The sequence below is a fragment of the Lysobacter sp. F60174L2 genome, from assembly GCF_052547135.1.
Map to the genome: position 1 here is coordinate 420,075 of NZ_JBQWRA010000003.1, position 25,783 is coordinate 445,857.

Consider the following 25,783-nt stretch of genomic DNA (forward strand, 5'->3'; position numbering starts at 1 on the left):
TGGAGATTCCCCCATGCGTTCCAATAGTTCACTGCTCCGCACCGCGATCGCCGGCGCCCTGCTGGTCACGCTGGCCGGTACCGCCGGCTGCAGCTGGTTCCGCAAGAGCAACGAGCTCTATGCACCGGCCCCGGAAAACCGGCCGCTTGAAGTGCCGCCCGATCTCGACCTGCCGCGTACCGGCGCGACCGCCGGTGCGCCGGCCGGGTCGGTGACCGCGTCGGGCACCGTGGCGGCCGCATCCGCCACGGCCGCGCCGGCCGCGGCCCCCGTCGTGGGCGATCCCGCAACGCCGGAAGCCGCGGGCACGGCGCCCGCCCCGGCGCCGGTCCCGCCATCCGCCGGCACTGCCACGGCCACCCCGGCGGCGGCTGCGGGATTCAACATGGCGGGTAGCCGCGATGACGCCTTTGCCCGGGTCGACACCGCGCTCGCCGGCATCGAGGGCGTGAGCGTGGCCAGTCGCGCCCAGCTGCTGGGCGTGTTCGACGTCAACTACCAGGACGTCAACTTCCTGGTCCGGGTCAGCGAGGTCGAAGCGGGTGCCTACGTGTCGGCGGTCGACCCGCGCGGCATGCCGGCGTCCGGTGAGGCGCCGGCGCAGCTGATAGCGCAATTGCAGGCGGCACTCGGCGCGAACTGACGCGTCGCCGTTGCAACGAAAAACGGGCGCCCTGGGCGCCCGTTTTTGTTTGCCGCCTGCTGTTGGGCAAGGCCGGAGCGTCAGCGCTCCAGCAGTTCCAGCTTGCCGGGCTTGTCTTCCCAGTCCTTGGCGTCGGCCGGGGCATCCTTGCGCGCGGTGATCACCGGCCACTCCTTCGCCAGTTCGGCGTTGAGCTGGACGAACGTTTCCTGCCCGCCGGGGACGTCGTCCTCGGGGTAGATCGCGTTGACCGGGCACTCGGGCTCGCACAGGGTGCAATCGATGCACTCGTCGGGATCGATCACCAGGAAGTTGGGGCCTTCGTGGAAACAGTCGACCGGGCACACCTCGACACAGTCGGTGTACTTGCACTTGATGCAGTTCTCGGTGACGACGAAGGGCATGGATCGGGTTCCGTGTTGGCCAGCCCGGATTGTAGCGATTCCAGGCCAGAGCCGATAAAGAAAGAAGCCCGCACATTGCTGCGCGGGCTTCCGGATATATGGTGCTCCCTACGAGATTCGAACTCGTGTTTTAGCCTTGAGAGGGCCACGTCCTAGGCCTCTAGACGAAGGGAGCAGGTTCCGCGCCGGACTCTCAACGTTGCGCGGCCTGCTAGTATAGGGGGCTATGTTGCGCCCGGCAACGGGTATCCTTGAAAAAATTCCAACGCGGCGACGCCCGCTCGATGCCAGACCAGAAACCACTTCCCAATCCCGGTCTCCGGGTCATCCCGCGCGACCAGCACAACGTCTCGCGCAAGGACATCAGCCCCAACGCGCTGCGGGTGCTGTACCGCCTGCGTGACGCCGGGTTCTCGGCCTACCTGGTCGGCGGTGCGGTCCGCGACCTGCTGGTCGGGGGGAACCCCAAGGACTTCGACGTCGCCACCGACGCCACCCCGGAGCAGGTCCGCCAGCAGTTCCGCAACTGCCGCCTGATCGGCCGGCGGTTCCGCCTGGCGCACGTGGTGTTCGGCCGCGAGATCATCGAGGTCGCGACCTTCCGCGCCAACGTCGACGACGGCAGCGGCGACCGCGAGACCCACGAAGGCGGGCGCCTGCTGCGCGACAACGTCTACGGCACCATCGAGGACGACGCGGTCCGCCGCGACTTCACTGCCAACGCGCTGTATTACGCGATCGAGGATTTCTCGGTGCGTGATTACACCGGCGGCTTCGAGGACGTGCAGAACCGCCTGATGCGCCTGATCGGTGATCCCGAGACCCGCTACCGCGAGGACCCGGTGCGGATGCTGCGCGCGGTGCGGCTGTCGGCCAAGCTGCATTTCGAGATCGAGGCGGCGACCGCCGCGCCGATCCCGGTGCTGGCGCCGTTGCTGTCGGAGGCGGCGCCGGCGCGGTTGTTCGAGGAGTGCCTCAAGCTGTTCCTGTCCGGGCACGCCGTCGAGAGCTTCATTCGTCTTGAGCGCCACGGCCTGCTGCCGGCGCTGCTGCCGGAAAGCGCCGCGGCGATGAAGGCCAACCGCAGCGGCGCGCTGCGGCGGATGGTGCTTGAAGGACTGCGAGGTACCGACCGGCGGGTCGCCAACGACGAACCGGTGTCGCCGGCGTTCCTGTTCGCACTGCTGCTGTGGCCGGCCTATTGCCGCGCGCTGATGGCGCTGCAGGCGCAGGGCGTGCATGCCGCCGAGGCACAGCGCCGCGCGGCTGACCGGGTCACCGTGCACCAGCTGTCGATGGTCGCGCTGCCGCGCAGGTTCTCGCTGCCGATGCAGGAGATCTGGCTGCTGCAGTCGCGTTTCTCCCTGCGCCAGCCCAAGCGTGTATCGCGGATGCTTACCCATCCCCGTTTCCGCGCCGCCTTCGACTTCCTGAGCCTGCGCCTGACCGCGTCCGACGAGCACGCGGCGGACGTCGCGTTCTGGCGGGACATGCAGGCGCAGGCGGGTGATCCGGCGGATGACGGAATCGATCCGGAGGCGACGGCCGGGCAGGGGGATGATGGCGAGGAGCGCGCCCCGCGCAAGCGCCGCCGCCGTCGTCGCGGCGCGTCGGTGGCTGCCGGGGAATGAACGCCCCGGTGGTCGTCGCCTACGTCGGCCTCGGCAGCAACCTCGGCGACAGTGCCGGCATCCTGCAGGCCGCATTCGAATCGCTCGGCCGGACGCCGGGTATCCGGCTGCGTCGCGCGTCCGGCCTGTACCGCACGCCGGCCTGGGGCATGACCGACCAGCCGGACTTCACCAACGCCGTCGCCATGCTCGAAACCACGCTGGCCGCGCGGGACCTGCTGGCGGCGATGCTGGACATCGAACGCGCCGCCGGTCGCGAGCGCCGCGAGGATGGTTCCGACCGCTGGGGCCCACGCACGCTCGACCTCGACCTGCTGCTGTATGCCGATGCGGTCATCGACGAGCCCGGCCTGCGCGTGCCGCATCCCTACCTGCACCAGCGTGCCTTCGCCCTGCTGCCGTTGCTCCAGATCGCACCGGACGCATGGATTCCCGGCGTCGGCGCGGCGCGCGATGCGCTGTCGACGATTCCCAGCGAAGACATCGAAGCGCTAACGTATGACGCTCCGCCGCCCCCCCGCGCGGCCGGTTGATCGCCCATGTACACCTCGACCCCATCCGCACCCGCCGGCAAGCCATGGACCGTCCCGATGCTGCGCGAGGCCAAGCACGACGGCCGCCGGCTGGTAATGCTGACCTGCTACGACGCCGGCTTCGCGCGCGCAATCGACCAGGCCGGCATCGACCTGGTGCTGGTCGGCGACTCGCTCGGCATGGTCGTGCAGGGGCGCGACAGCACCCTGCCGGTCACGGCCGACGACATCAGCTACCACACCGCCTGCGTCGCCCGCGGCCTGTCGCGCGCGCTGCTGGTGGCCGACATGCCGTTCCAGGCCGACGCCTCGCCGGAGCGCGCGCTCGACGCGGCGACACGGTTCCTGCAGGCCGGCGCGGGCATGGTCAAGATCGAGGGCGCGGGCCACAAGTGCGAGGTGATCCGCCATCTGGTCGAACGCGAGATCCCCGTCTGCGGACATCTCGGGCTGACCCCGCAATCGGTGCTGCGGCTGGGCGGTTACAAGGTCCAGGGCCGCGACGAGGCCGCCGCGGACAAGTTGCGCGCGGATGCCGCCGCGGTTGCCGCGGCGGGCGCCGAACTGCTGGTGCTCGAATGCGTTCCGACACCGGTGGCCGCCGCGATCAGCGCCGACCTCGACATCCCGACGATCGGCATCGGCGCCGGACCGCAGTGCGACGGCCAGGTGCTGGTGCTGCACGATGCGCTGGGCCTCGACAGCGGCCATCGCCGGCCGAAGTTCGTCAAGGACTTCCTCGCAGAAGGCGGCTCGGTGGTGGGCGCGATGCAGGCCTATGCCGATGCCGTGCGCGACGGCAGCTTCCCCGACGCCGACCACTCCTACGCCTGACCACCCACCATGATCGAAACCGTCACCGGACTGGCCGACCTGCGCGCGCGCGTCGACGCATGGAAACGCACCGGGCTGCGGGTCGGGCTCGTGCCCACCATGGGCAACCTGCACGCCGGGCATCACTCGCTGGTCGAACTGGCGCGCGGACGCGTCGACCGGGTCGTCGCCAGCGTGTTCGTCAACCCGACCCAGTTCGGGCCGCACGAGGATTTCGCCCGCTACCCGCGGACCCCCGAGGCCGATGCCGCGGGTCTGGATGCGGCAGGCGCCGACCTGCTGTGGTTGCCGTCGGTCGAGACGATGTACCCGTACGGGCCGGAAGCGACGGTGCAGGTCCGGGTGCCGGTGGTGACCGGGATGCTGGAAGGCGCGCACCGGCCTGGCCACTTCGATGGCGTGGCAACCGTGGTCGCGCGATTGTTCAACCAGGTGCAGCCGGACCTGGCGGTGTTCGGGCGCAAGGACTACCAGCAGCTCGCGGTGATCCGCTACCTCGTGCGCGACCTCGCGTTCCCGGTCGAGCTGGTGGCCGCGCCGATCCTGCGCGAGGCGGACGGGCTGGCGATGAGTTCGCGCAACCAGTACCTGTCGGCGTCGGAGCGCCCGGTCGCGGCGGGGATCCAGCGCTGCCTGCAGGCGATGCGCGAGTCCATGCGCGCCGGCGTGCCACGGGACCAGGTCGAAGCCGATGCCGCGAAACGGCTGGCGGACGAGGGCTTCGAGGTCGACTACGCCGTCGTGCGTCGGCCCGACCTGACCGAGCCCGGAGCGGGAGAAGGCGGCCCCCGAGTGGCGCTGGTGGCGGCGAAGCTGGGCCGCACGCGCCTCATCGACAACCTCGAGTTCGAGCCCTGAGACGCCGGTCTGTCGCCATTCCACCGCCGTTATGTTGCGCCGCGCCATGCGCTGATAAACTGGGCACTTGTTGAACGCCCGCATGCCGCGGTCGGAGTCGATCGAGATGCAACTGAACCTTCTGAAGGCCAAGATCCACCGCGCCACCGTGACCCACGCCGAGCTGCATTACGAAGGCTCCTGCGCGATCGATGGCCGGTTGCTCGATATCTCCGGCATCCGCGAGTACGAGCAGATCCACATCTACAACGTCAACAGCGGCCACCGCTTCGTGACCTACGCGATCCGCGGCGAAGAGGGCAGCGGCATCATCTCGGTCAACGGCGCCGCCGCCCACTGCGCGCAGCCCGGCGACCTGGTGATCATCTGCGCCTACGCCGAGTTCGACGAGGCCGAGGCGGCGAAGTACAAGCCGACCCTGGTGTACGTCGACGGCGACAACAAGCTGACCCACACCAACACGTCGATCCCGGCGCAGGCCGCCTGACCGGCGGCGGGGTGCACCGGATGACGGTCATCCAGCAACTGCAACAACTGCGCGCGCACGCGGCGCGACTGGCCGACCGGCCGATCGCGGCGCTGTTGCGCGACGACCCGGCACGCGCCAGCGACATGGCGCTGCAGGTCGGTCCGCTGTACGCCAACTTCGCCCGCCAGCGCTACGACCGCGACGCGCTCGACGCACTGTTCTCGCTGGCCGATTCCGCCGAGGCGGTTGCACGCCTGGGCGCGATGTTCGATGGCGAACCGGTCAACGCCACCGAGCACCGGCCCGCGCTGCATACGGCGCTGCGCGGCAACCTGTCGCAATCCGGCGTGACGCGGGATGCACACGCACAGGCGCGCGAGGCCAACGACCGCATGCGTGCGCTCGCGGCGCAACTGCGCGCCAGTGGCGTCTCCGATGTGGTCAGCGTTGGTATCGGCGGCTCCGACCTCGGCCCGCGGCTGGTGGTCGACGCGTTGGCGTCGCCGGTCGAGCAGGGTCTGCGGATCCATTTCCTGTCGAACGTCGACCCGGCGTCCGCGAGGGCGCTGATGGCGCAACTCGACCCGGCCCGCACCGCAGTGCTGCTGATCTCGAAAAGTTTCGGCACCCAGGAAACCCTGCTCAACGGCCGGCTCCTGCGCGAGTGGCTGGGCACGGGCGCGACCGGTGACGACGGCCGGCTGTATGCGATCACCGCCAATGTCGATCGTGCCCGCGAGGCGTTCGACATCCCGCCGCAACGCATCCTGCCGATGTGGGACTGGGTTGGCGGTCGCTACTCGCTGTGGTCGGCGGTCGGCTTCCCGATCGCGCTGGCGCTGGGAATGGACGGCTTCGAGGCGTTGCTTGGCGGCGCCGCCGAGATGGACGAGCACGTGCTGCGCACGCCGCCTCGCGGCAACCTCGCGTTCTGGCACGCCCTCACCGCGGTCTGGAACCGCAACGCCCTCGGGCTGGCGACGCATGCCGTGCTGCCGTACGCCGACCGCCTGCGCCTGCTGCCCAACTACCTGCAGCAACTGGTGATGGAAAGCCTCGGCAAATCGGTGCGCGTCGACGGCGGGCGACTCGCCGTCGACAGCGCGCCGGCCTGGTGGGGCGGGGTCGGCACCGACAGCCAGCACAGCTTCTTCCAGGCGCTGCACCAGGGTACCCAGGTGGTGCCGATGGACATGATCGGCGTCGTTGACGGCGCCCGCGACGCATCGGCCGGTGGCGACAACGCCGAAGCCCTGCTCGCGAACCTGCTGGCCCAGTCCGAGGCGCTCGCCAACGGCCAGGACAGCGAGGACCCGCATCGCGCGTACCCCGGCAACCGACCGGGCACGATGCTGCTGCTCGATGGCCTGACACCGCGCTCGCTCGGCGCCCTGCTGGCGATGTACGAGCACAGCGTGTTCGTGCAGGGCGTGATCTGGGGCATCAATCCGTTCGACCAGTTCGGCGTCGAACTGGGCAAGCAGGTGGCCGACGGCCTGCTGCCCGCCGTACGCGGTGAAGCCGAAGCGGACGACCCGGTGACGCGCGAACTGATCCGGCGGCTGCGGGACTGACCCGGAAGGGCCGTGAAGGTGAATTTGTAGGAGCGACGTAAGTCGCGAAATCCACGACACATCCGCAGCGGCGCAACCGGGCCTTCGTGGATGGCCCCGAAGCGCCTCCGGCCGCCACTTCGCAAACGTGTTCCCAAGTTTCCGCTGGGCTCTCGACTTCGCGACTTACGTCGCTCCTACAGGTCACTCCTGCGGACGGTTTGCGCCGTGGCGGGTCAGTGCCCATTCGACATGCTCGCGTACCACGGCATCCTCGACATCGCGCCGCGACTGCAGTGCCGCCACGACATCCGGCGTGGACGGTGCATTGCCCAGGGCCACCGCGATGTTGCGCAGCCAGCGCGAATGGCCGCTGCGACGGATCGCCGAGCCTTCGGTCCGCTGCAGGAATTCCGCCTCGGTCCACGCGAACAGTTCGGCCAGGCTCGCTTCGTCGAGGTTGTTGCGGGCACGGAAATCCGGCTCGTCGGTGCGTTTGGCGAACTTGTTCCATGGACACACCAGCTGGCAGTCGTCGCAGCCGAAGATGCGGTTGCCGATCGGTTCGCGCAGTTCGGTCGGGATCGGGCCCTCGTGCTCGATCGTCAGGTAGGAAATGCAGCGCCGGGCATCGAGCCGGTTCGGCGCGGTGATCGCGCCGGTCGGGCAGATGTCGATGCAGCGCGTGCAGGTGCCGCAATGCGAGGTCGCGGGCACGTCGACCGGCAATGGCAGATCGACGTAGATTTCTCCGAGGAAGAACCAGCTGCCGCCGTCCCGGTCGATCAGGCAGGTGTGCTTGCCGATCCAGCCCAGCCCGGCGTTGCGCGCCAGCGCGCGCTCCAGCACCGGCGCGGAGTCGACGAACACGCGATGGCCAAACGGCCCGACCATCGCGGCGATGCGCTCGGCGAGCTTCTGCAATCGCTGCCGCATGAGCTTGTGGTAGTCGCGACCGAGTGCATAGCGCGCGACATAGGCGCGCTCGCCGTCGGCCAGCGTCTGCCAGGCCTCCTCGTCGTCGCGGCGACCGTAGTCGAGCCCGACCGAGATCACCCGCAAGGTACCCGGGATCAACTCGGCCGGCCGCGAGCGCATGTCGCCATGGCGCGCCATCCAGCCCATCGAGCCGTACAGACCCTGCGACAGCCAGTCGCGCAGGTGCGCCTCGTCGTCGCCGAGCTCGATGCCGCTGATCCCGCAGCGCTGGAAACCGGCCTCGCGGGCGATCTCGCGGATGCGTTGCGCCAGCACGACGGGATCGGAGGCGCCGGCGTCGTTCGCACGCGGGTTTTCGGCGGTGTGCGGCAAGGGGTTCACGATGGCTGCAAGTATAGAATCGACGGCATGACCGCAGCGGCCCCAAACGACATCAACGCCGTCCCGGGCAGCGACGCACCGGTCGAGTCGCTGCAGCCGCACGACCTGCGGCGCTGGCTGCAGCCGCGTCGCCGCGACAGCCACAAGGGCGAACACGGCCGGGTGCTCTGCATCGGTGGCGAGCATGGCCACGGCGGCGCGATCCTGCTAGCGGCCGAAGCGGCGTTGCGCAGCGGGGCGGGGCTGGTCGACGTGCTGACCCGGCAACCGCATGTCGCCGCGCTGTTGGCTCGATTGCCCGAGGCGATGGCCCATGGCCATGCCGACGATGCCGATGCGCTTGATGCCGGTTTCATCGACGCCGCCGATGTCATCGCGATCGGTCCGGGGCTGGGGCAGGGTGCATGGGGTGCGATGCTGCTGGCGCGGGTTCTGGCGGCTGGAAAACCGGCTGTGCTCGACGCCGACGCCCTCAACCTGCTGGCCGCATCGCCGTGCCCCTTGCCCGCGGGCTCGATCCTGACACCACACCCGGGCGAAGCCGCGCGCCTGCTGGGAATCGACACCGCCGGAGTCCAGCGCGACCGTTTCGGGGTTGCCCGCCGTCTTGCCGGACAGTTCGATGCGGTGGTGGTGCTCAAGGGTGCGGGCAGCATAATCGCGGCCCCCAAGCGCTCTCCTCGACAAGTGGACGCCGGCAACCCCGGCATGGCGGTCGGTGGCATGGGTGACGTGTTGGCCGGGGTCGTCGCCTCGCTGCATGCGCAGGGACTGGATGCGTTCGACGCGGCCAGTTGTGGCGCACTGCTGCACGCTGCCGCGGGCGACGCCGCGGCACGCGAAGGCGGCGAGCGCGGCCTGTTGCCGACCGACCTGATGCCGTGGCTGCGGCGGCTCGCGAACCCGGGGCGTTCCGAATGAATCCGAAGTCGCACTGGCTGGCCGACAGCGCGCAGACCGACCGCCTGGGCCGCGCGCTGGCCGCGACCCGGCCGCCGCGCGCGGTCGTCCACCTACAGGGCGACCTGGGCGCCGGCAAGTCGACGCTCGCACGCGCGTTGCTGCGCGCGCTCGGGGTGGCGGGCGCGATCCGCAGCCCGACCTACACCCTGGTCGAGCGCTATCCGCTCGCCGAAGGTGGAGAGGCTTGGCACATGGACCTCTATCGCATCGGCGAGCCCGGCGAACTGGAGTTCCTCGGGCTCGACACCGACGACGCCACGCTGTGGCTGGTGGAATGGCCGGAACGCGGCGGACACGCCCTGCCGGCACCGGACCTGCAGGTCGCCCTGGCGCTGGAAGGTGCCGGTCGCCAGGTCCGGCTGACCCCTTTGAGCGAGACAGGGCGCGGCTGGCTGGATCGACTCGAGCTGGATGGGGCAGTTGCGTCCGACTCCTGAACGATTCCACAAGAAGGTTCGGCAGGTGTCGGATTCCTAAGGGAAAAAATGCTTGCAATAGTCGCGGGCTGGTGCTTGACTACGCCCCATGCGAGCCAAAGGCGCCACTTTCCAGAAACTTCTGCTCGGCGCCGCGCTGCTTTCGGCGCTGGCCTGGAACCTGGCGCGCGCCAGTGAGGTCGAGGGCGTCCACCTGAGCACGGGCGCGACCGGTACCCGCGCCGAAATCGCGCTGGACAAGGCCTCCGGGTTCAAGGTCATCAGCCTTTCCGGTCCCGACCGGCTGGTGGTCGACCTGCCGGCATCGACGATCGCCAATGGCATGCAGGTCCCGGCAGGCAGCGGAGTGGTCCAGGGCATCCGCACCGGCCAGCCGGTTCCCGGCACGGCGCGCATCGTGTTCGACCTCGGACAGCAGGTCACCGCACTCGGGCCCCGGCTCGAGCAGGGCGCTTCCGGGCCCCGGCTGGTGATCGAGTGGCCGGGCGACGGCAAGGCACCCACGGCCGTGGCAGCCACCAGCCCGGCGGCCGTCGCGCCCGCGCCATCCAGCGCCACGCCGAACGCTTCCACACCGGGTAGATCCCCGATCGACCAGTGGGCCGACCAGGCCGCGGCGTCGTCGGCCGCGACCACCCGCCTGATTTCGCAGATCACCGCCGGCAACGCCAGCCAGGCCGCGCCGGCAACCGTCGCGTCCGCGAGCACTCCTGCCCCGGCGGTGCCGACGACGATCGCCACTGGCGTGCCCACCCGCATCGCCACCGGCCAGCCCGCACCCGTGCCGGCCAGTCCCGCGGTGGCGGACGCGCCGCCGGTCAAGACCATGCGCGAGCTGATGGACAGCCGCAACAACCGGCCGCTGATCATCGCGATCGATCCCGGGCACGGTGGCCAGGACCCCGGCGCAATCGGCAAGAACGGCACCCGCGAGAAGGACGTGGTGCTGCAGATCAGCAAGGAACTGGCCCGTCAGATCAACGCCGCGCCCGGGCTGAAGGCCTACCTGACCCGCGATACCGACGTGTTCATTCCCTTGAACAAGCGCGCAAAACTGGCGCGCGCGGCCAAGGCCGACATGTTCATCTCGATCCACGCGGACGCGGCCGAGAACCGCAGTGCCGATGGATCGTCGGTTTACGTGCTCTCGCTCAAGGGCGCCTCGTCGCAGCGCGCGCGCTGGCTGGCCAACAAGGAGAACTCGTCCGACCTGGTCGGTGGCGTCCGTCTCGAGCAGACAAGCAACACTCTGGCTTCGGTGCTGATCGACCTGACCCAGAGCGGCCAGTTGAAGGCGTCCGAAGACGCGGCCGAGGAAATCCTCGGTGGCCTGATGCAGGTCGGCAACATCCACAAGCGCCACATCGAACGCGCCAACTTCGCGGTGCTGCGCACCTCGGACATGCCGGCGATGCTGGTCGAGACCGCCTTCATCTCCAATCCGGAGGAGGAGCGCCGGCTGCAGGATCCCGCGTTCCAGCGCAAGCTGGCCGGCGCGGTGCTCGACGGGGTCAATACGTTCTTCACCCGCCAGCCGCCGCCGGGGACGATGTATGCCGCACGCGCCGCCGCGGGTGGTTCGCTGGGCGCTGCCGGCGGCAGTCCATAGCGGTCGCGAACCGGTCGGCGGGCGCGGCAGGACGCATTCGCTTCGCTATGATGGCCAGTCCCGCCATCCAGCCGTGAGTCGCGTCGTTCCGTGCAGATCCGCCCGCTCCCCGACATCCTGATCAACCAGATTGCCGCCGGCGAGGTCGTCGAGCGACCGGCCTCGGTGGTGAAGGAACTGGTCGAGAATGCCCTGGATGCCGGCGCCCGCCGGGTCGACATCGACCTGGAAGAGGGTGGCGCGCGCCTGATCCGCATCCGCGACGACGGTGCCGGCATCGCGCCCGACGAGTTGCCCTTGGCGGTCTCGCGCCACGCCACCAGCAAGATCGCCTCGCTCGACGACCTCGAAGGCGTCGCCACGCTCGGGTTCCGCGGCGAGGCGTTGCCATCGATCGCTTCGGTCAGCCGCTTCGTGCTGAGCTCGCGCCGTGCCGATGCCGAGCATGGCTCGTCGCTGGAGATCGAAGGCGGACGGGTCGGTGAAGTGGCGCCACGCGCGCATCCGCGCGGCACCACGGTCGAGGTTCGCGACCTGTTCTTCAACGTGCCGGCGCGGCGCAAGTTCATGCGCGCCGAGCGCACCGAACTGGGCCACATCGAGGAGTGGTTGCGGCAGCTCGCACTGGCCCGTCCCGATGTCGAGCTGCGGATGTCGCACAACGGCAAGCCATCGCGGCGCTGGAAGGGCGACACCGACCTGCTGTCGGACGTACGGCTGCACGAGACCCTTGGCGAGGAGTTCGCGAAGAACGCCCTGCACGTCGACCACCAGGGCGCGGCAATCTCCGACTCGGCGCAGCCGCTGCGCCTGCACGGCTGGATCGCGCAACCGTCCTACAACCGCGCCAGTGCCGACCAGCAGTACGTTTATTGCAATGGCCGCGCGATCCGCGACCGCAGCATCGCCCACGCGGTGAAACAGGCCTACGCCGACGTGCTGTTCCACGGGCGCCAGCCGGCCTACGTGCTGTTTCTCGAACTCGATCCCCGCCGCGTCGACGTCAACGTGCACCCGGCCAAGCACGAGGTCCGGTTCCGCGACTCGCGGCTGATCCACGACTTCGTCTACCGCACGCTGCAGGCGGCGCTCGCCGAGACCCGCGCCGGCGTCGTGCCCGCGCTTGCGCGCGAGGAACCGGCGGGGCAGGCGCCGCACCACCGCTGGTCACCGCCGCAGGCTCCGCTTGGTTTGCAGGTGGCCGAAGTGCGCAACGGCTACGCTGCGTTGTACGGCGACGCGTCCACGACCACGGGCCCGCGCCTGTCGGCCGATGCCCCGGCTGGATCGTTTGCCCCGGCCGCGCTGGCCGAGCGCGCGCCATTGCCCGACACCGGCGACGACACCTTGCCGCCGCTGGGTTACGCGGTCGCGCAACTGCACGGCATCTACGTGCTCGCCGAGTCGCGCGAGGGCCTGGTCGTGGTCGACATGCACGCCGCGCACGAGCGCATCGGCTACGAGAAACTCAAGGCCGCGCACGACGGTGCCGGGCTGCGCACCCAACCGTTGCTTGTGCCGGCGACCCTGGCGGTGTCGGAGCGCGAGGCCGACGTCGCCGAGCGCGAAGCCGCGACCCTCGATGCGCTCGGTTTTGAAGTTACCCGCGCCGGTCCGCAATCGCTGACCCTGCGCAGCGTGCCCGCGCTGCTCGCCCATGGCGACGTCGAAGCGCTGCTGCGCGACGTGCTGGCCGACCTGCGCGAGCATGGCGAGTCGCGCCGCGTGGCGGCTGCCCGCGACGAACTGCTCTCGACCATGGCCTGCCACGGCGCGGTACGCGCCAACCGGCGCCTGAGCCTGCCCGAGATGAACGCATTGCTGCGCGAAATGGAAGCGACCGAGCGCTCCGGCCAGTGCAATCACGGCCGTCCGACCTGGGCCCGTTTCACGCTGGCGGAAATGGACCGCTGGTTCCTGCGAGGACGCTGACATGCCACAACCCAAAATCGCCCGCCTGCTGCTCTGCGCGACCGTACTGGGCGCCGCCCTTGCGGGGTGCGGCAGCAGTGATTCCAACGACCCCGCGAAGGACGCCCCGATGTCTGCCGAAACCGCCGCATTCAACAACGCACAGCAAGCCTGGCGCGACCAGCGCAAGGCGGGCCTGCTCAAGCCCGACGGCTGGGCCAGCCTGACCGGGTTGCACTGGATCACCTCCGGTTCCCATTACGTCGGCAGCGACGCCGACAACGGCATCCAGCTGACCATGGGGCCGGACCACCTGGGCATGATCAGGCTGGACGACGGCGTCCTGCGCTTCGTCCCCGAGGACGGCGTGGCCCTGACCCTCGACGGCGAGCCGCTGACCGGTGCCGCCGTGCTGCGTACCGACGACGATCCCGCCGGGCCGAGCGAAATCGGCTTCGATGAGGGCAAGGGACGCGCCACCCCGATCCGGCGTGGCGACCGCATCGCCCTGCGCGTCCGCCATGCCGACGCACCGACCCGCACCGGATTCCATGGCCTCGACTACTGGCCGGCCGATCCCGGGTGGCAGGTCACCGGCAACTGGGTGCCGAACCCGGCGGGCCAGACCATCGAGGTCGCCAACATCATCGGCACCACCGACGAGGTGCCCAATCCGGGCGCGATCGAGTTCGAGCGCGATGGCGTCACCCACCGGATCGAAGCGCTGGACGAAGGCGGGGAGGAGCTGTTCCTGGTATTCGCCGATCGCACCAATGGCCATGGCAGCTACGGCGCCGGCCGCTTCCTCTATGTCCCCAAGCCCGATGCCGACGGCCATGTGGTGGTGGATTTCAACCGTTCCTACAACCCGCCGTGCGCGTTCACCGCGTTTGCGACGTGCCCGCTGCCTCCGCCGGAAAACCGGCTGGACCTGGCGATTGCCGCCGGCGAAAAAGCCTACGGTCACTGAGGATTGCGCATGCGGTCGATAAGGGTGCTCGCGGCGATGCTGCTCGCGGTGTCGCAGGTCGCCGCGGCGGCGGTCGAGCCCGTTGCCCGCCATGCGCTGCAGGCGGTTCCGTCGCAACCGGTTCCGTCGCAGACACCGGAATACGTGCCGCCGGTGCCGTTGCTGTGGAAGGTGTCCGACGGCGACAACGCGCTTTACCTGCTGGGTTCGTTCCACCTGCTCAAGGACGACGACTACCCGTTGTCCGCGGATGTCGAACAGGCCTTCGCCGACGCGGAGTCGCTGGTGTTCGAGATCCCGCCGGCGGCGCTGAACGATCCGGCGGCCCCGGCGAAGTTCCTTTCCGCCGCCGCCTACGATGACCAGCGGACCCTGTCCGCGGTGCTGCCACCGCGCCTGCGTGAAAAGCTGCGTCGGCTGCTGACACGACAGGGCGGTTCGCTCGCCCGGGTCGACGGTTACGAGCCATGGTTCGTCAACCTGTCGCTGTTGATGGGGCTCTCCCGGTCACTTGGTTTCAGCGCCGAACAGGGGCTGGACCGGCACCTGATGGCGCGCGCCGAGGCCGAGGGCAAGCCCGCCGGCGGGCTGGAAACCTTCGAGGACCAGTTGCGCGCGCTCGACTCGATCCCAATGGAGGAGCAGGTCGCCGGTCTCGCGGACTTCCTCGACCGGCCGCAGGAGATGCCCGCCACACTGGCCGCGCTGCACCAGGCCTGGCGCGACGGCGACGTGGTCGAACTCGATGCGCTGACCCGGCTGGAGATGCTGCAGAAGACGCCCGAGACCTACCGCACCGTCAACGTCGCACGCAATGAAGCCTGGTTGCCCCGGTTGCAGGACAGGCTGGAAGCGCCGGGCGACGACGATACGCTGGTGGTGGTCGGCGCCCTGCACCTGCTGGGCGAGGACGGCCTGGTCGAGAAACTGCGCGACAGGGGCTACGACGTCGAGCGGATCTGCAGAGCGTGCGAAGCGCCGGCTTCACCGACGCCGCAGCCCCCACTGTAGGAGCGACGTAAGTCGCGATTGCAGCGTCGGGTTGCTTGCAAGGGTGGATCCCGATGCCGGCATACGCACGTCGAGGGCACGTCGAGTTGCGGGATCGCCGTGCGTTCGCGACTTACGTCGCTCCTGCAGGAGCGCCGCCCGCTGCAGTTGCCGGCACCAGCACGATGCAATCCACCGGACAGGCCGGCACGCACAGCTCGCAGCCGGTGCACAGTGGCTCGATGACGGTATGCATGTGCTTCGCGCCGCCGATGATCGCGTCGACCGGGCAGGCCTGGATGCACTTGGTGCAGCCGATGCAGTCCTCCTCGACGACCAGTGCGACCTGCGCGGGCAGGTGCTCGCCGCGCGAGCGATCGAACGGCACCGGATCCAAGCCCAGCAACCGCGCAAGTGCCCGTGCGCCGGGATCGCCGCCGGGAGGGCAGTGGTCGACGCCGGCCTCGCCAGCCGCCATGGCTTCGGCGTACGGCCGGCACCCGGCATAGCCGCACTGGCCGCACTGGGTCTGTGGCAGTAGACGGTCGAGGCGTTCAATCAAGTCGGACATGGCGGCAGCGGTAGCCTCGGGATCTTCCGGCAACCGGGGTTCCGGAACGCGCCGGGCGCGAAACTCCGGCTAACGTACCGGCATCCCGGCCTGCGCGCCGGTGTCGGCGTCGAGCAGCGCCAGCGCGCCGGCATCGAAACCGGCCGAGAGGATCATCCCCTCGCTCATGCCGAAACGCATCTTGCGCGGCGCGAGGTTGGCGATGAACACCACGCTGCGGCCGACCAGTTTTCCCGGCTCCGGGTAGGACGCGCGGATGCCGGAGAAGATCTGCCGCTGGCCGAGTTCGCCGGCGTCGAGCTGGAAGCGCAGCAGCTTGTCGGAGCCGTCGACGAACTCGCACTCGAGCACCTTGCCAATGCGTAAATCGAGCTTGGCGAAGTCGTCGATGCCGATCGTGGCGGACGCATCGCCGCTTTTTTTCGTCGGCGCGACTTCAGCCGCGATCGAAGTGACGCCCCCTGCGGCTACCGGCTTCGCGGCCGAGGCCGCTCCCGCAACAGCCGCGGTGGCATCGGTCGATTTCAGGGATTCCTTGCTGGCTTCGGTCATGGCTTCGATCAGTTTCGGGTCGATACGGGTGAAAAGCGGGGTGTAGGCGGCGATGCGGTGGCCGGTCAGAGGCGTGGCAATCCCGCCCCACGCCGACACCGGCGAGTCCAGGAAGGCCTCTGCCTGGGCCGTCACGCGCGGCAGCACCGGCTTGAGCGCGGTACTGAGCACACGGAACAGGTTCAATCCCTGGGTGCAGACCGCTTGAAGCTCGGCGTCGGCGCCTTCCTGCTTCGCGATCACCCACGGCTTGTGCTCGTCGATGTAGCGGTTGGCCTCGTCGGCCAGCGCCATGGTCAGGCGCAGCGCGGTGGCGGCCTCGTTGCGCCCGTAGGCCTCGGCGATCGGCTGCAACTGTTCGACGAAGCGCGCGTACATCGCGGGGTCCGGCAATGCATCCGCCAGCCGGCCGTCGAAGCGCTTGCTGATGAAGCCGGCGCAGCGGCTGGCGAGGTTGACGAACTTGCCGACCAGGTCCGAGTTCACCCGTGCGACGAAGTCCCCGAGGTTGAGGTCGAGGTCATCGACGCCGCCCGAGGTCTTGGTCGCGAAGTAGTAACGCAACGCCTCCGGGTCGAGGCCCGCGTCCAGATACGTGCGTGCCATGACGAACGTGCCGCGCGACTTCGACATCTTGGCGCCGTCGACGGTCAGGTAGCCGTTGACGTGCAGCCGGGTCGGCGCGCGGAAGCCCGCACCGTGCAGTACCGCCGGCCAGAACAGGCCGTGGAAGTTGACGATGTCCTTGCCGATGAAGTGGTGCAGCTCGGCGTCGCTGTCGCGGGCGAGGTAACTGAAGAAGTCCAGCCCCTCGCGTTCGCACAGTGCCTGGAAGCTCGACAGGTAGCCGATCGGCGCGTCGATCCAGACGTACAGGTACTTGCCCGGGTGGCCGGGGATCTCGAAACCGAAGTACGGCGCGTCGCGCGAGATGTCCCACGCGCGCAGGCCGCCCTCGGCGTCCAGCCACTCCTTCAGCTTGGCCTTGACCCCCGGCGCGGCGACGTCGCCGGACAGCCATTCGCGCAGGAACGCATCGAAGTCGCCGACCTCGAAGAAGAAGTGCTCCGACTCGCGCAATTCCGGTGTCGCGCCGCTGACCACCGAGCGCGGCTCCTTCAGCTCGGTCGGCGCATAGGTCGCGCCGCAGTGCTCGCAGTTGTCGCCGTACTGGTCGGGCGTGCCGCAGTTGGGGCAGGTGCCCTTGACGAAGCGGTCGGGCAGGAACATGCCCTTGGCCGGGTCGTACAGCTGGGCGACCGAGCGGCGCTTGATGTGGCCACTGTTGTCGAGCTTGGCGTAGATCGCCTCGGTCAGCGCCCGGTTGCGCGGCGAGTTGGTGGAGTCGTAGTGGTCGAACGCCACCCCGAAGTCGGCGAAATCGCGCTCGTGGCTGGCCTGGATGCCGGCGATGTAGGCCTCGGGCGTCATCCCCGCCTTCTCGGCGGCCAGCATGATCGGCGTGCCGTGGGTGTCGTCGGCGCAGACGAAGTGGGCAGCGTTGCCCGACAGCCGCTGCGCGCGCGCGAAGATGTCGCCCTGGACATAGCCGACCAGGTGGCCGAGGTGCAGCGGGCCGTTGGCGTAGGGCAGGGCGCAGGTGACGACGAGCTCGCGGGGCATGGGCATGTGGACGATGAAGGGGCGCCGATTATCGCACGCGTCGCGGGCGCTCCATGGCGGCTGCGAAGTCTGGCGTGTCCACCGGGCGGCATGACGAAAAACGGCCCGCGCGAGGCGGGCCGTCACAGGATGGAAGCGCGTGATCGCGCGTTTTGCCGGCGTTGCCCTATTGCCGCATCCAGGTCTGGGTCCGGCCAAGCAGCGAGAAGCCCATGAAGCCACGGACCTCGAGCTTGCTGCCGTCCGTGGACGGGGTGACCTTGACGGAATATTCCTTGCCGTTGGCCGGGTCGAGGATCCTGCCGCCCTCCCAACTGTCGCCGTCACGCTCGAGGCCCCACATGATCACCATGCCCTCGATCGGCTGGTCCTTGCGGTCGCCCTTGCACTTCTTGCAGACTGGGTTCTCGCCCTGGTCCGACTGCAGCACATCGACCACCCGGCCGGCGAGCTTGCCGTCGCGCGTCTCGTAGATTTCAACCACCGACTTGGCCTTGCCGGTGTCGTCGTCGATCGTCTTCCACGACCCCACCGGGGTGCTGGTCTGGGCGAAAGCGGCCATGGGCAACGCGAGCAGCAGCAGTGCGAGCATCTTGATGCGCATGTATTTCCTCCGGGTTGTCGAATGGCTGTGGTGGAGAAGCCAGTGCGGCCTTTATACCGCATCCGCCGGCGTATTGACGGGCCTTCGCGGCCACCCGTTCAGGTGCTTTCGACAGCCCCGGACCGGACCCCGCGTATTGCGGTCGGCTTGATCTGGCGCAGGCCGGCGCATGCGTGCGTTGGCCTAAAATGGGCTGTTTCCAATGCTTACAGGCCCTGCCTTGAACATCAACGAATCGCTGCAAGCCGATATTTCCGCATTGCCGGTGTCCCCGGGGGACAAAGACAGTCTCGCCGGGGTCGGCGCGGTGGTCCGGGTGGCCGGTGACGATGGCCGGGTGGCGGTCGAGATCATCCTGGGCTTCCCGGCCGACGCCTCGCAGGAGCGCTACCGCATGGCCGTGGCCGAAGTCGTCCAGCGACACGGCGCCGAACTGGCGCGGTTCGAGTTGCGCAGCCGGATCACCGCGCACGCAGTGCAGCCCAGGCTGTCGCCGCTGCAGAAGGTCCGCAACATCATCGCGGTCGGCTCCGGCAAGGGCGGGGTGGGCAAGTCCACCACCGCGGTCAACCTCGCACTCGCGCTGGCTGCTGACGGCGCCAGGGTCGGTGTGCTGGATGCGGATGTCTACGGCCCGAGCGTGCCGATGATGCTGGGGCTGTCGGGACGGCCCGACAGCCCGGACGGCAAGTCGATCGAGCCGATGCGCGCGCATGGCATCCAGGCGATGTCGATCGGACTGCTGGTCGAACAGGACACGCCGATGATCTGGCGCGGACCGATGGCGACCTCGGCGCTGACCCAACTGCTCAACGACACCCGCTGGGACGACCTCGACTACCTGCTGATCGACCTGCCGCCCGGAACCGGCGATATCCAGCTGACCCTCGCCCAGAAGATTCCCGTGGCTGGCGCGGTCATCGTGACCACGCCGCAGGATGTCGCCACGCTGGACGCGAAGAAGGCCTTGAAGATGTTCGAGAAGGTCGAAGTGCCGGTGCTCGGGCTGGTCGAGAACATGGCGGTGCACGTCTGCTCCAACTGCGGCCATGCGGAACACGTGTTCGGTGAAGGCGGTGGACAGCGGATGGCGAACCAGTACGGAGTGCCGTTGCTTGGCAGCCTTCCACTGGAGTTGGCGATCCGCGAGCAGGGCGACGCCGGCGTGCCGGTCGTGGTGGCCGCGCCGGATTCGGCCGCGGCGCAGGCCTATCGCGATGCGGCACGGCAACTGGCGATCGCGCTGGCGCAACGGCCGCGGGTGACGCCGTCGATTTCGGCGTCGTTGCTGTAGCGGCGCCCTGCGGGCCAGCCTTGCGCCAAGCCAGCGTTTACAATCGATCCGCCTTTTCCATAGAGCCCACTGCATGAGCATCAAGTCCGACCGCTGGATCCGTCGCATGGCCGAGCAGAACGCCATGATCGAGCCGTTCGAGGCCGGCCAGGTCAAGTTCTCCGACAAGGGCGGGGCGAATGGCGAGCGCATCGTCAGCTACGGCACATCCAGCTACGGCTACGACGTGCGCTGCTCGCGCGAGTTCAAGGTGTTCACCAACATCAACTCGACGATCGTCGACCCCAAGCACTTCGACCCGGGCAGCTTCGTCGATGTCGAGGCGGACGAGTGCATCATTCCGCCCAACTCGTTCGCGCTGGCGCGCACGGTGGAGTTCTTCCGGATACCGCGCGACACCCTGGTAGTGTGCCTGGGCAAGAGCACCTACGCGCGCTGCGGGATCATCGTCAACGTGACCCCGCTTGAGCCGGAGTGGGAAGGCCACGTGACGCTGGAGTTCAGCAACACCACGCCCCTGCCGGCCCGGATCTACGCCAATGAAGGCGTGGCCCAGATGCTGTTTTTCCAGGCGGACCAGGACGACATCTGCGAGACGTCGTACAAGGATCGCGGCGGCAAGTACCAGGGGCAGCGGGGCGTGACACTGCCCCGCACCTGACCGCGGGCCGGATGGCTGTCCTCAGGGTTTCTGGTATGTGACGAAAAAGCCCTGCAGGTCGTTGTTCTCGATATACGGTTCAACGCTGACCACTTTGTAACCGTGGCGGGCGAACGCCTGGTGGGCCTTGCTCAGGTCATTTGCCGCGCCCTGGTTGCGGAAACCCCAGCTGGCGTCGACCCAGATCGTGGCGGCGGCCATGCCCGTCTCCGCGGCTTCGCGGGCCGCGTCCTCGGGCTTCTTGTCGAACAGCCCGGCGTGAGCGGGAACGGCGGTGGTGGCGAGCAGAAGGGCGAGCAGCAGTATGCGCATGGAGTTCTCTGTCGAAGTGGTTGCAAGTGGTGTGGCGATCAGCCGGAGACTGCTGCCTGCAAGCGCGTAATCCGCTCGATCAGCGACTCCGGTGAGTAGGGCTTCGCCGTGGCCGTACCCCACACCGGGCGCGGCCATGCGATGTCGTTCTCGAAGCGGGCGATAACGTGGATGTGCAGTTGCGACACCATGTTGCCGAGCGCGGCGACGTTGAGTTTGTGCGGGCGGAACAACTGCCGTAGCGCCCGGCAGGACAGGTTGATCTCGGCGTTGAGGCGGGCCTGCGCGGCGTCGTCGAGGTCGGTCCATTCGACCGCGTCCGCGACCCGCGGCACGAGGATCAGCCAGGGGTGGTTGGCGTCGTCCATCAGGCGCAGCTCGCACAGGTCCAGATGCGCCACGGGGTGGGTGTCGTCGGCCAGTTGCGGGTGCAGTTGCCAGCCTTGGGCAGCGGGATTCATCTCGGACTCTCCGTCGGACGCGTGGCGCGGTGCCGGGACGGCGGCCTTTGCGGCTGACGGCTTCCGGCAGGCCCGTCCCGGCGTCGTTCAGCTTGGCGGGGCGGTTTCCGGGTCGATTCTAGCGCCCGCGATATAATTCGCGCCCCGACCACATCCTGCGGCCTGCACCAAGCGTGCAGGCCGTTCGCGTGTTTCGCCCATCCTTCGCTTACCCGGCCATTCCATGTCACTGCATCCCCTTCCGTCCAAGAACGCCACGCCGTCCATGAGCGCCCCGGCGCCCGGAGGCGACCGGGCGTCCGGCAACCCCAGGGTGGGCTTCGTAAGCCTCGGATGCCCGAAGGCGCTGGTCGATTCCGAGCGCATCCTGACTCAGTTGCGGGTCGAGGGTTACGACCTCGTGCCCAGCTACGACGATGCCGACGTGGTGGTGGTCAACACCTGCGGCTTCATCGACTCGGCCGTGGCCGAGTCGCTGGATGCGATCGGCGAGGCGATGAACGAGAACGGCAAGGTCATCGTCACAGGCTGCCTGGGCAAGCGCGCGGAGGTGATCCGCGAGGCGCACCCCGGCGTGCTGTCGATCAGCGGTCCACAGGACTACGACAGCGTGCTCGGCGCGGTGCATGAAGCGTTGCCGCCAAAGCACGATCCGTTCACCAGCCTGGTGCCGCGTCGGCCTCTTGAGGCCGACACAGACACGGTGGGCATCAAGCTGACGCCGAAGCATTACGCCTATCTGAAGATTTCCGAAGGCTGCAACCACCGCTGCAGCTTCTGCATCATCCCGTCGATGCGTGGCGACCTGGTGTCGCGTCCGGTGGACCAGGTGCTGCGCGAGGCCGAGAAGCTGGCGATGGGCGGGGTCAGGGAGCTGCTGGTGATCTCTCAGGACACCTCGGCCTACGGCGTCGACGTGCGCTACGCCGAGCGCGAGTGGCGCGGCAAGGCGTACCAGACCCGGATGAAGGCCTTGTGCGAGGGGCTGGGCGAGCTCGGCCTGTGGACGCGGCTGCATTACGTGTACCCGTACCCGCACGTCGACGACATCATCCCGCTGATGGCCGAGGGCAGGATCCTGCCTTACCTCGACATCCCGTTCCAGCACGCCAGCCCGCGCGTGCTGAAGCTGATGAAGCGGCCCGGCGCGGTCGACAAGACCCTGGAGCGGATCCAGCGCTGGCGTTCGGTGGCACCCGACATCACCATCCGTTCGACCTTCATCGTCGGCTTCCCCGGCGAAACCGAGGCCGAGTTCGAGGAACTGCTCGACTTCCTCGACGAGGCCCAGCTCGACCGCGTCGGCGCGTTCGCCTACTCGCCGGTCGAAGGCGCGAGGGCCAACGAACTGCCCGACCCGGTGCCGGAGGAGGTCAAGCAGGAGCGGCTGGCCCGTTTCATGGAACGTCAGGCGGAAATCTCGGCGGCGAAGCTCGAGTCCAAGGTCGGCACCGTGCAGCGCTGCATCGTCGACGCGATCGACGGTGAGCTGGCGATCGCGCGCTCGATGGCCGACGCGCCGGAGATCGACGGCCTCGTTCAGGTGCAGAACGGCTATTTCGCCGGCCTCAAGCCGGGCGATTTCTGCGATGTCGAGATCATGGGCAGCGACGAGCACGACCTGTTCGGCGAGGTCGCCTTCGAGGATTGACCTCCGCCCGGGCCGCGGAAACTCCCGGCCCGGGATGTGATGGCCTGATAGCCGTTCGAACCGCGTCTGTCCCGGTATGTGCGGCAACGCGCGGGCCGGTGCTGGTCCGCGTGCCCGCGTCCCGACCGAGGAGGCGGCATGAGGCGGTTGATGGTGCTGCTCGCGGCATGCGTTCCGCTGGTCGCCATGGCCCAACAAGGGCCCGGGCGCATTTCCGACGACGACCTGCGGGCCTGGCTGGGCACGCTGGAACTGGAGGCGCGGCTGGACGCCGACCTCAACGGCGACGGGCGGCTCGACCTGGCCTACATCGCGGCCGACCGCAACGAGCGCGTGCTCGGCATCCTGGATGGCGACGAATACGGCGCGGCGTTCGGCGCCCGGCTGCTTGGCGAGGCGGCGCTGGTGCCATCGCCGACGTCGGCCTCGTCGCTGGCGGTCGACGGGGGCGAACTGGTGGTCAGCCAGGTCGCGGGCGAGGGCCCTGTCACCGCCACCACCTGGCATTACCGCCACGATCCCGTGACCGGCGGCATGCGGTTGGTCGAGCTCAATGGCGAGCGCTATGGCGCCGTGGTCGATGCGACCAGCACCCGCGTGCAGTGGGACCTCGAAACCGGGGAGTACCTGGTCGAGCGTGGCGAGTCCGTGACCCTGGACACCGGGGGCAATGTGTTCGTCTACGGCCCGCCGCAACGCTCGGTTCGCCCGTCGGCGCCGGTGTCCATGGAGCAGGCGCCGGACCCGGTTGCGCTGCTGGATGTCGAGGCGATGGGTGGGATGGTGACCATCCATGCGCGCGGCACCCCGCGCCCGGTGCCCTGAGCGGAGTCGTCATCCGGCCGGATACTGGACCTCCACGATCACGAACCGCCGGGCGCCGCCGGGCAACTGCGCCTCGAATTCGTCGTCCCGCCGCTTCTTCAGCATGGCCCGCGCGAGCGGCGAATCGATGCTGATCCAGCCCAGCTTCGCGTCGGTCTCATCGGGGCCGACGATGCGGTAACGCCGGGGCTCGCCACTGGCGCTGTCCTCCAGTTCGACCGTCGCGCCGAAATACACCGCCAAGGGGTCCGAAGGCGCGGCATCGACCACCCGCAACGCGGGCACCCGTTTGCTCAGATAGCGCACACGGCGGTCGATCTCGCCGAGTTGCTTCTTGCGGTAGGTGTACTCGGCATTCTCCGAGCGGTCGCCCTCGGCTGCGGCGGCGGCGAGGGCCTTGACCACTTCCGGCCGCCGCACGCGCCAGAGTTCGTCGAGCTCGGCCTTGAGTCGCTCATGGCCCTCGCGCGTAATCAGCGCGGTGCTTTTTTCCGCAGGGGGTCGCCAACGGCCCATCGGGATTCCATGCAATCGGATGATTCCGACGATCTTGCATCCTGCCGCCGGAATCGTCGACGCTTACGCGCTACCCGTCGCCATCTTCGCCCATGCTGATCCTGCCGCTGCACCGTCCGCTCACGCGTGCGACCTTCCCGTTCGTCACCGCGTTGCTGATCGTGGCCAACGTGCTGGTGTTCTTCGGGTGGCAGGGTGGCGACGAGGCCGCGATGGCGAGCGCGCGGCAACACTATCTGCACAGTGAACTGGCCCGGCACGAGGTGCCGGCCTACGGGCGTTACCTGGCCCGGACCAACCAGGTCGACGCGCTGAACGAGCTGGACGCGATGCCTGAGGATGTGCGGGCGGATTACGTCGCCGACCTGACACTGACCGATGTCGGCTTCGTTGCTGCGCTGGAGTCGGGCGATCTGTTCCACAGCACCGGTGAGCTGGAGACGTGGAGGCCGCTGCGTGCGCAGTACGATGCGCTGCTTGGCGAGGTGTTCACCCTGCGCCACCTGTTGCGCAGTTCCGAGGTCGATCCGTGGCGGATGCTGGCGTCGGCATTCCTGCACGGCGGGGTCATGCACCTGATCGGCAACATGTTGTTCCTGCTCGCGCTGGGTCTGCTGGTGGAAGGCGCGCTCGGCTCGGGCCGGTTCCTCGGGGTCTACCTGCTGGGGGCGTTCGGCTCCAGTGCCGCGTCGCTGCTGTGGCGCTGGGGCGAGGCCGGCGGTGGGCTGGGCGCGTCCGGTGCGGTCGCCGCGCTGATGGGGGCGTTCTGCGTGATCTGGGGTCGCCAGCCGGTCCGGTTCTTCTACTGGTTCGGGGTCGTATTCGACTACGTGCGGGCGCCGGCGATCTGGCTGCTGCCGCTGTGGCTGGGCTGGGAGGTCTACAACCTGCTGGCCAACGACGACCTCGGCATCGGCTTCGACGCACATGCCGGCGGCATCGTCAGTGGTGCGTTGATGGGCGCGGCGCTGGTGCGGTTCGGGCAGGTTCGCGACGGCTTCATCCTCGACACCGGCGATCAACCACGCGACGACCGCTGGGAGCGCGCGCAGGCGTGCCTGGGCCGGATGCAACTGGCCGAGGCCGAACGCCTGCTCGAGGAGCTTGTGCGCGAACAGCCCGACCGGTTCGATCTGCGACTGGCGCTGTACCGGGTCGCGCGCAACGGCCAGCGCCGCGATGCGACGACTGCGCGCGGGCTCGGGTTGCTGGAACTGGACGTGGTCGATCCGGAGCAGGTGCAGGCCCAGAGCGCTGTCCTGGCGGAACTCGACGACGCCGGAATCGAAGTGGCGTCTGCACGACGCCTGGAACTGGCGCGCCGTTGGTTGCGTTCGGGGGCGCTGGATTCAGCCGAAGAAGTGCTGAAAGGTGCGGGGCACGGCGACGAACAGGAGCTGGCGCAACTGCGGTTCCAGCTCGCGCTTGGCTGGCGCGACCGGCATGACCATGCCGCCCACCAGAAGGCACTGCGGACACTGGTCGAGCGGCATCCGGACCAGCCACAAGCAGAGAAGGCCCGGTTCCTGCTGGCAGCGCTGGAGTCGGAACCGCTCGTCAACGCGCATTCCCCCGCGCGCTGATCTCC

25 protein-coding genes, 1 tRNA gene and 1 pseudogene are annotated in these 25,783 nt (G+C 68.8%); 18 read left to right on the plus strand and 9 right to left on the minus strand.

Annotated features, from left to right (window positions below):
- The first annotated feature begins 13 nt into the window (after window positions 1-13).
- Complete coding sequence (locus ACT9AS_RS10880; protein ID WP_445100153.1) at window positions 14-643, plus strand: hypothetical protein; 630 nt, start codon at window positions 14-16, stop codon at window positions 641-643.
- Window positions 644-723: 80 nt separating this feature from the next.
- Here the strand turns inward: ACT9AS_RS10880 and fdxA are convergent, their stop codons facing one another.
- Together fdxA and ACT9AS_RS10890 are read right to left on the minus strand one after the other, a co-directional pair.
- Entirely contained in the window at window positions 724-1,047 is a 324-nt protein-coding gene (gene fdxA, locus ACT9AS_RS10885) for a ferredoxin FdxA (protein ID WP_332614229.1), read from the minus strand.
- 99 nt (window positions 1,048-1,146) lie between these two features.
- Window positions 1,147-1,222, minus strand: a tRNA-Glu gene (locus ACT9AS_RS10890).
- A gap of 109 nt (window positions 1,223-1,331) precedes the next feature.
- On the opposite strand from ACT9AS_RS10890, the gene pcnB reads away from it, so the two are divergent.
- The 6 genes from pcnB to pgi all read left to right on the plus strand — a co-directional run bounded on the left by pcnB (window position 1,332) and on the right by pgi (window position 6,946).
- The gene (gene pcnB, locus ACT9AS_RS10895) at window positions 1,332-2,678 is read left to right on the plus strand and encodes a polynucleotide adenylyltransferase PcnB (RefSeq protein ID WP_445100154.1); all 1,347 of its coding nucleotides are present in this window, start codon (window positions 1,332-1,334) and stop codon (window positions 2,676-2,678) included.
- The gene (folK, locus tag ACT9AS_RS10900) at window positions 2,675-3,211 is read left to right on the plus strand and encodes a 2-amino-4-hydroxy-6-hydroxymethyldihydropteridine diphosphokinase (RefSeq protein WP_445100155.1); all 537 of its coding nucleotides are present in this window, start codon (window positions 2,675-2,677) and stop codon (window positions 3,209-3,211) included. Before pcnB ends, folK begins: the two co-directional genes overlap by 4 nt.
- A 6-nt stretch (window positions 3,212-3,217) precedes the next feature.
- Window positions 3,218-4,045, plus strand: coding sequence for a 3-methyl-2-oxobutanoate hydroxymethyltransferase (panB, locus tag ACT9AS_RS10905; protein WP_445100156.1), 828 nt, complete (start codon window positions 3,218-3,220; stop codon window positions 4,043-4,045).
- Window positions 4,046-4,054: 9 nt separating this feature from the next.
- The gene (gene panC, locus ACT9AS_RS10910) at window positions 4,055-4,903 is read left to right on the plus strand and encodes a pantoate--beta-alanine ligase (RefSeq protein ID WP_445100157.1); all 849 of its coding nucleotides are present in this window, start codon (window positions 4,055-4,057) and stop codon (window positions 4,901-4,903) included.
- Window positions 4,904-5,009: 106 nt separating this feature from the next.
- A complete protein-coding gene (gene panD, locus ACT9AS_RS10915; RefSeq protein WP_445100158.1) occupies window positions 5,010-5,390 on the plus strand; it encodes an aspartate 1-decarboxylase in 381 nt (126 codons plus the stop codon).
- A 20-nt stretch (window positions 5,391-5,410) separates the two neighbouring features.
- Window positions 5,411-6,946: a glucose-6-phosphate isomerase gene (pgi, locus tag ACT9AS_RS10920; RefSeq protein WP_445100159.1), complete on the plus strand. Its 1,536-nt coding sequence runs from the start codon at window positions 5,411-5,413 to the stop codon at window positions 6,944-6,946.
- A gap of 183 nt (window positions 6,947-7,129) precedes the next feature.
- Here the strand turns inward: pgi and queG are convergent, their stop codons facing one another.
- Window positions 7,130-8,236, minus strand: coding sequence for a tRNA epoxyqueuosine(34) reductase QueG (gene queG / locus ACT9AS_RS10925; RefSeq protein WP_445100360.1), 1,107 nt, complete (start codon window positions 8,234-8,236; stop codon window positions 7,130-7,132).
- A 105-nt stretch (window positions 8,237-8,341) separates the two neighbouring features.
- On the opposite strand from queG, the pseudogene ACT9AS_RS10930 reads away from it, so the two are divergent.
- The 6 genes and pseudogenes from ACT9AS_RS10930 to ACT9AS_RS10955 form a co-directional block, all read left to right on the plus strand.
- A pseudogene (locus ACT9AS_RS10930) lies at window positions 8,342-9,166 on the plus strand (NAD(P)H-hydrate dehydratase); the annotation flags it as partial.
- Window positions 9,163-9,645, plus strand: a complete 483-nt coding sequence (gene tsaE / locus ACT9AS_RS10935) for a tRNA (adenosine(37)-N6)-threonylcarbamoyltransferase complex ATPase subunit type 1 TsaE (protein WP_445100160.1) — start codon at window positions 9,163-9,165, stop codon at window positions 9,643-9,645. The pseudogene ACT9AS_RS10930 and the gene tsaE, both read left to right, overlap by 4 nt.
- An 88-nt stretch (window positions 9,646-9,733) precedes the next feature.
- A complete protein-coding gene (locus ACT9AS_RS10940; RefSeq protein ID WP_445100161.1) occupies window positions 9,734-11,254 on the plus strand; it encodes an N-acetylmuramoyl-L-alanine amidase in 1,521 nt (506 codons plus the stop codon).
- 90 nt (window positions 11,255-11,344) lie between these two features.
- Window positions 11,345-13,186, plus strand: coding sequence for a DNA mismatch repair endonuclease MutL (mutL, locus tag ACT9AS_RS10945; RefSeq protein WP_445100162.1), 1,842 nt, complete (start codon window positions 11,345-11,347; stop codon window positions 13,184-13,186).
- A gap of 1 nt (window position 13,187) precedes the next feature.
- On the plus strand, window positions 13,188-14,135 hold the full coding sequence (locus tag ACT9AS_RS10950) for a DUF1684 domain-containing protein (protein ID WP_445100163.1): 948 nt from the start codon (window positions 13,188-13,190) through the stop codon (window positions 14,133-14,135).
- Between the two features lie 9 nt (window positions 14,136-14,144).
- The gene (locus ACT9AS_RS10955) at window positions 14,145-15,146 is read left to right on the plus strand and encodes a TraB/GumN family protein (RefSeq protein WP_445100164.1); all 1,002 of its coding nucleotides are present in this window, start codon (window positions 14,145-14,147) and stop codon (window positions 15,144-15,146) included.
- A 112-nt stretch (window positions 15,147-15,258) separates the two neighbouring features.
- Here the strand turns inward: ACT9AS_RS10955 and rnfB are convergent, their stop codons facing one another.
- The 3 genes from rnfB to ACT9AS_RS10970 form a co-directional block, all read right to left on the minus strand.
- Window positions 15,259-15,696, minus strand: a complete 438-nt coding sequence (rnfB, locus tag ACT9AS_RS10960) for an Rnf electron transport complex subunit RnfB (RefSeq protein WP_445100165.1) — start codon at window positions 15,694-15,696, stop codon at window positions 15,259-15,261.
- Window positions 15,697-15,765: 69 nt separating this feature from the next.
- Entirely contained in the window at window positions 15,766-17,871 is a 2,106-nt protein-coding gene (metG, locus tag ACT9AS_RS10965; protein WP_445100166.1) for a methionine--tRNA ligase, read from the minus strand.
- A 166-nt stretch (window positions 17,872-18,037) separates the two neighbouring features.
- Window positions 18,038-18,475 (minus strand): DUF2147 domain-containing protein, encoded by a 438-nt coding sequence (locus ACT9AS_RS10970; RefSeq protein WP_445100167.1) that lies wholly within the window; start codon window positions 18,473-18,475, stop codon window positions 18,038-18,040.
- A gap of 202 nt (window positions 18,476-18,677) precedes the next feature.
- On the opposite strand from ACT9AS_RS10970, the gene apbC reads away from it, so the two are divergent.
- Both apbC and dcd read left to right on the plus strand, forming a co-directional pair.
- Complete coding sequence (gene apbC, locus ACT9AS_RS10975) at window positions 18,678-19,769, plus strand: iron-sulfur cluster carrier protein ApbC (protein ID WP_445100168.1); 1,092 nt, start codon at window positions 18,678-18,680, stop codon at window positions 19,767-19,769.
- A gap of 73 nt (window positions 19,770-19,842) precedes the next feature.
- Entirely contained in the window at window positions 19,843-20,430 is a 588-nt protein-coding gene (dcd, locus tag ACT9AS_RS10980; protein ID WP_445100169.1) for a dCTP deaminase, read from the plus strand.
- 21 nt (window positions 20,431-20,451) lie between these two features.
- Here dcd and ACT9AS_RS10985 read toward each other — a convergent pair whose 3' ends face one another.
- Together ACT9AS_RS10985 and ACT9AS_RS10990 are read right to left on the minus strand one after the other, a co-directional pair.
- Window positions 20,452-20,742 carry a hypothetical protein gene (locus tag ACT9AS_RS10985; RefSeq protein ID WP_445100170.1) on the minus strand — a complete coding sequence of 97 codons (291 nt, stop codon included), beginning with the start codon at window positions 20,740-20,742 and terminating at the stop codon, window positions 20,452-20,454.
- Between the two features lie 38 nt (window positions 20,743-20,780).
- On the minus strand, window positions 20,781-21,203 hold the full coding sequence (locus ACT9AS_RS10990; RefSeq protein ID WP_445100171.1) for an HIT domain-containing protein: 423 nt from the start codon (window positions 21,201-21,203) through the stop codon (window positions 20,781-20,783).
- A 265-nt stretch (window positions 21,204-21,468) separates the two neighbouring features.
- Here ACT9AS_RS10990 and rimO point away from each other — a divergent pair, with 265 nt between their 5' ends.
- Together rimO and ACT9AS_RS11000 are read left to right on the plus strand one after the other, a co-directional pair.
- A complete protein-coding gene (rimO, locus tag ACT9AS_RS10995; RefSeq protein WP_445100361.1) occupies window positions 21,469-22,854 on the plus strand; it encodes a 30S ribosomal protein S12 methylthiotransferase RimO in 1,386 nt (461 codons plus the stop codon).
- Between the two features lie 138 nt (window positions 22,855-22,992).
- The gene (locus ACT9AS_RS11000; RefSeq protein WP_445100172.1) at window positions 22,993-23,679 is read left to right on the plus strand and encodes a hypothetical protein; all 687 of its coding nucleotides are present in this window, start codon (window positions 22,993-22,995) and stop codon (window positions 23,677-23,679) included.
- A gap of 9 nt (window positions 23,680-23,688) precedes the next feature.
- Here ACT9AS_RS11000 and greB read toward each other — a convergent pair whose 3' ends face one another.
- Window positions 23,689-24,195, minus strand: a complete 507-nt coding sequence (greB, locus tag ACT9AS_RS11005; RefSeq protein ID WP_445100173.1) for a transcription elongation factor GreB — start codon at window positions 24,193-24,195, stop codon at window positions 23,689-23,691.
- Window positions 24,196-24,287: 92 nt separating this feature from the next.
- Here greB and ACT9AS_RS11010 point away from each other — a divergent pair, with 92 nt between their 5' ends.
- Complete coding sequence (locus tag ACT9AS_RS11010; RefSeq protein WP_445100174.1) at window positions 24,288-25,778, plus strand: rhomboid family intramembrane serine protease; 1,491 nt, start codon at window positions 24,288-24,290, stop codon at window positions 25,776-25,778.
- Window positions 25,779-25,783 lie beyond the last annotated feature (5 nt).

What these genes read in the sequence shown, in the direction of transcription:
- ACT9AS_RS10940 (WP_445100161.1), top strand. Translation starts at nt 9,734, where the DNA reads ATGCGAGCCAAAGGCGCCACTTTCCAGAAACTTCTGCTCGGCGCCGCG.
- ACT9AS_RS10880 (WP_445100153.1), top strand. Translation starts at nt 14, where the DNA reads ATGCGTTCCAATAGTTCACTGCTCCGCACCGCGATCGCCGGCGCCCTG.
- panD (WP_445100158.1), top strand. Translation starts at nt 5,010, where the DNA reads ATGCAACTGAACCTTCTGAAGGCCAAGATCCACCGCGCCACCGTGACC.
- ACT9AS_RS10950 (WP_445100163.1), top strand. Translation starts at nt 13,188, where the DNA reads ATGCCACAACCCAAAATCGCCCGCCTGCTGCTCTGCGCGACCGTACTG.
- fdxA (WP_332614229.1), bottom strand. Translation starts at nt 1,047, where the DNA reads ATGCCCTTCGTCGTCACCGAGAACTGCATCAAGTGCAAGTACACCGAC.
- ACT9AS_RS11010 (WP_445100174.1), top strand. Translation starts at nt 24,288, where the DNA reads ATGCTGATCCTGCCGCTGCACCGTCCGCTCACGCGTGCGACCTTCCCG.
- ACT9AS_RS10990 (WP_445100171.1), bottom strand. Translation starts at nt 21,203, where the DNA reads ATGAATCCCGCTGCCCAAGGCTGGCAACTGCACCCGCAACTGGCCGAC.
- metG (WP_445100166.1), bottom strand. Translation starts at nt 17,871, where the DNA reads ATGCCCCGCGAGCTCGTCGTCACCTGCGCCCTGCCCTACGCCAACGGC.
- apbC (WP_445100168.1), top strand. Translation starts at nt 18,678, where the DNA reads ATGCTTACAGGCCCTGCCTTGAACATCAACGAATCGCTGCAAGCCGAT.
- greB (WP_445100173.1), bottom strand. Translation starts at nt 24,195, where the DNA reads ATGGGCCGTTGGCGACCCCCTGCGGAAAAAAGCACCGCGCTGATTACG.
- rnfB (WP_445100165.1), bottom strand. Translation starts at nt 15,696, where the DNA reads ATGTCCGACTTGATTGAACGCCTCGACCGTCTACTGCCACAGACCCAG.
- pcnB (WP_445100154.1), top strand. Translation starts at nt 1,332, where the DNA reads ATGCCAGACCAGAAACCACTTCCCAATCCCGGTCTCCGGGTCATCCCG.
- tsaE (WP_445100160.1), top strand. Translation starts at nt 9,163, where the DNA reads ATGAATCCGAAGTCGCACTGGCTGGCCGACAGCGCGCAGACCGACCGC.
- panC (WP_445100157.1), top strand. Translation starts at nt 4,055, where the DNA reads ATGATCGAAACCGTCACCGGACTGGCCGACCTGCGCGCGCGCGTCGAC.
- ACT9AS_RS11000 (WP_445100172.1), top strand. Translation starts at nt 22,993, where the DNA reads ATGAGGCGGTTGATGGTGCTGCTCGCGGCATGCGTTCCGCTGGTCGCC.
- panB (WP_445100156.1), top strand. Translation starts at nt 3,218, where the DNA reads ATGTACACCTCGACCCCATCCGCACCCGCCGGCAAGCCATGGACCGTC.
- pgi (WP_445100159.1), top strand. Translation starts at nt 5,411, where the DNA reads ATGACGGTCATCCAGCAACTGCAACAACTGCGCGCGCACGCGGCGCGA.
- ACT9AS_RS10955 (WP_445100164.1), top strand. Translation starts at nt 14,145, where the DNA reads ATGCGGTCGATAAGGGTGCTCGCGGCGATGCTGCTCGCGGTGTCGCAG.
- folK (WP_445100155.1), top strand. Translation starts at nt 2,675, where the DNA reads ATGAACGCCCCGGTGGTCGTCGCCTACGTCGGCCTCGGCAGCAACCTC.
- rimO (WP_445100361.1), top strand. Translation starts at nt 21,469, where the DNA reads ATGAGCGCCCCGGCGCCCGGAGGCGACCGGGCGTCCGGCAACCCCAGG.
- ACT9AS_RS10985 (WP_445100170.1), bottom strand. Translation starts at nt 20,742, where the DNA reads ATGCGCATACTGCTGCTCGCCCTTCTGCTCGCCACCACCGCCGTTCCC.
- ACT9AS_RS10970 (WP_445100167.1), bottom strand. Translation starts at nt 18,475, where the DNA reads ATGCGCATCAAGATGCTCGCACTGCTGCTGCTCGCGTTGCCCATGGCC.
- dcd (WP_445100169.1), top strand. Translation starts at nt 19,843, where the DNA reads ATGAGCATCAAGTCCGACCGCTGGATCCGTCGCATGGCCGAGCAGAAC.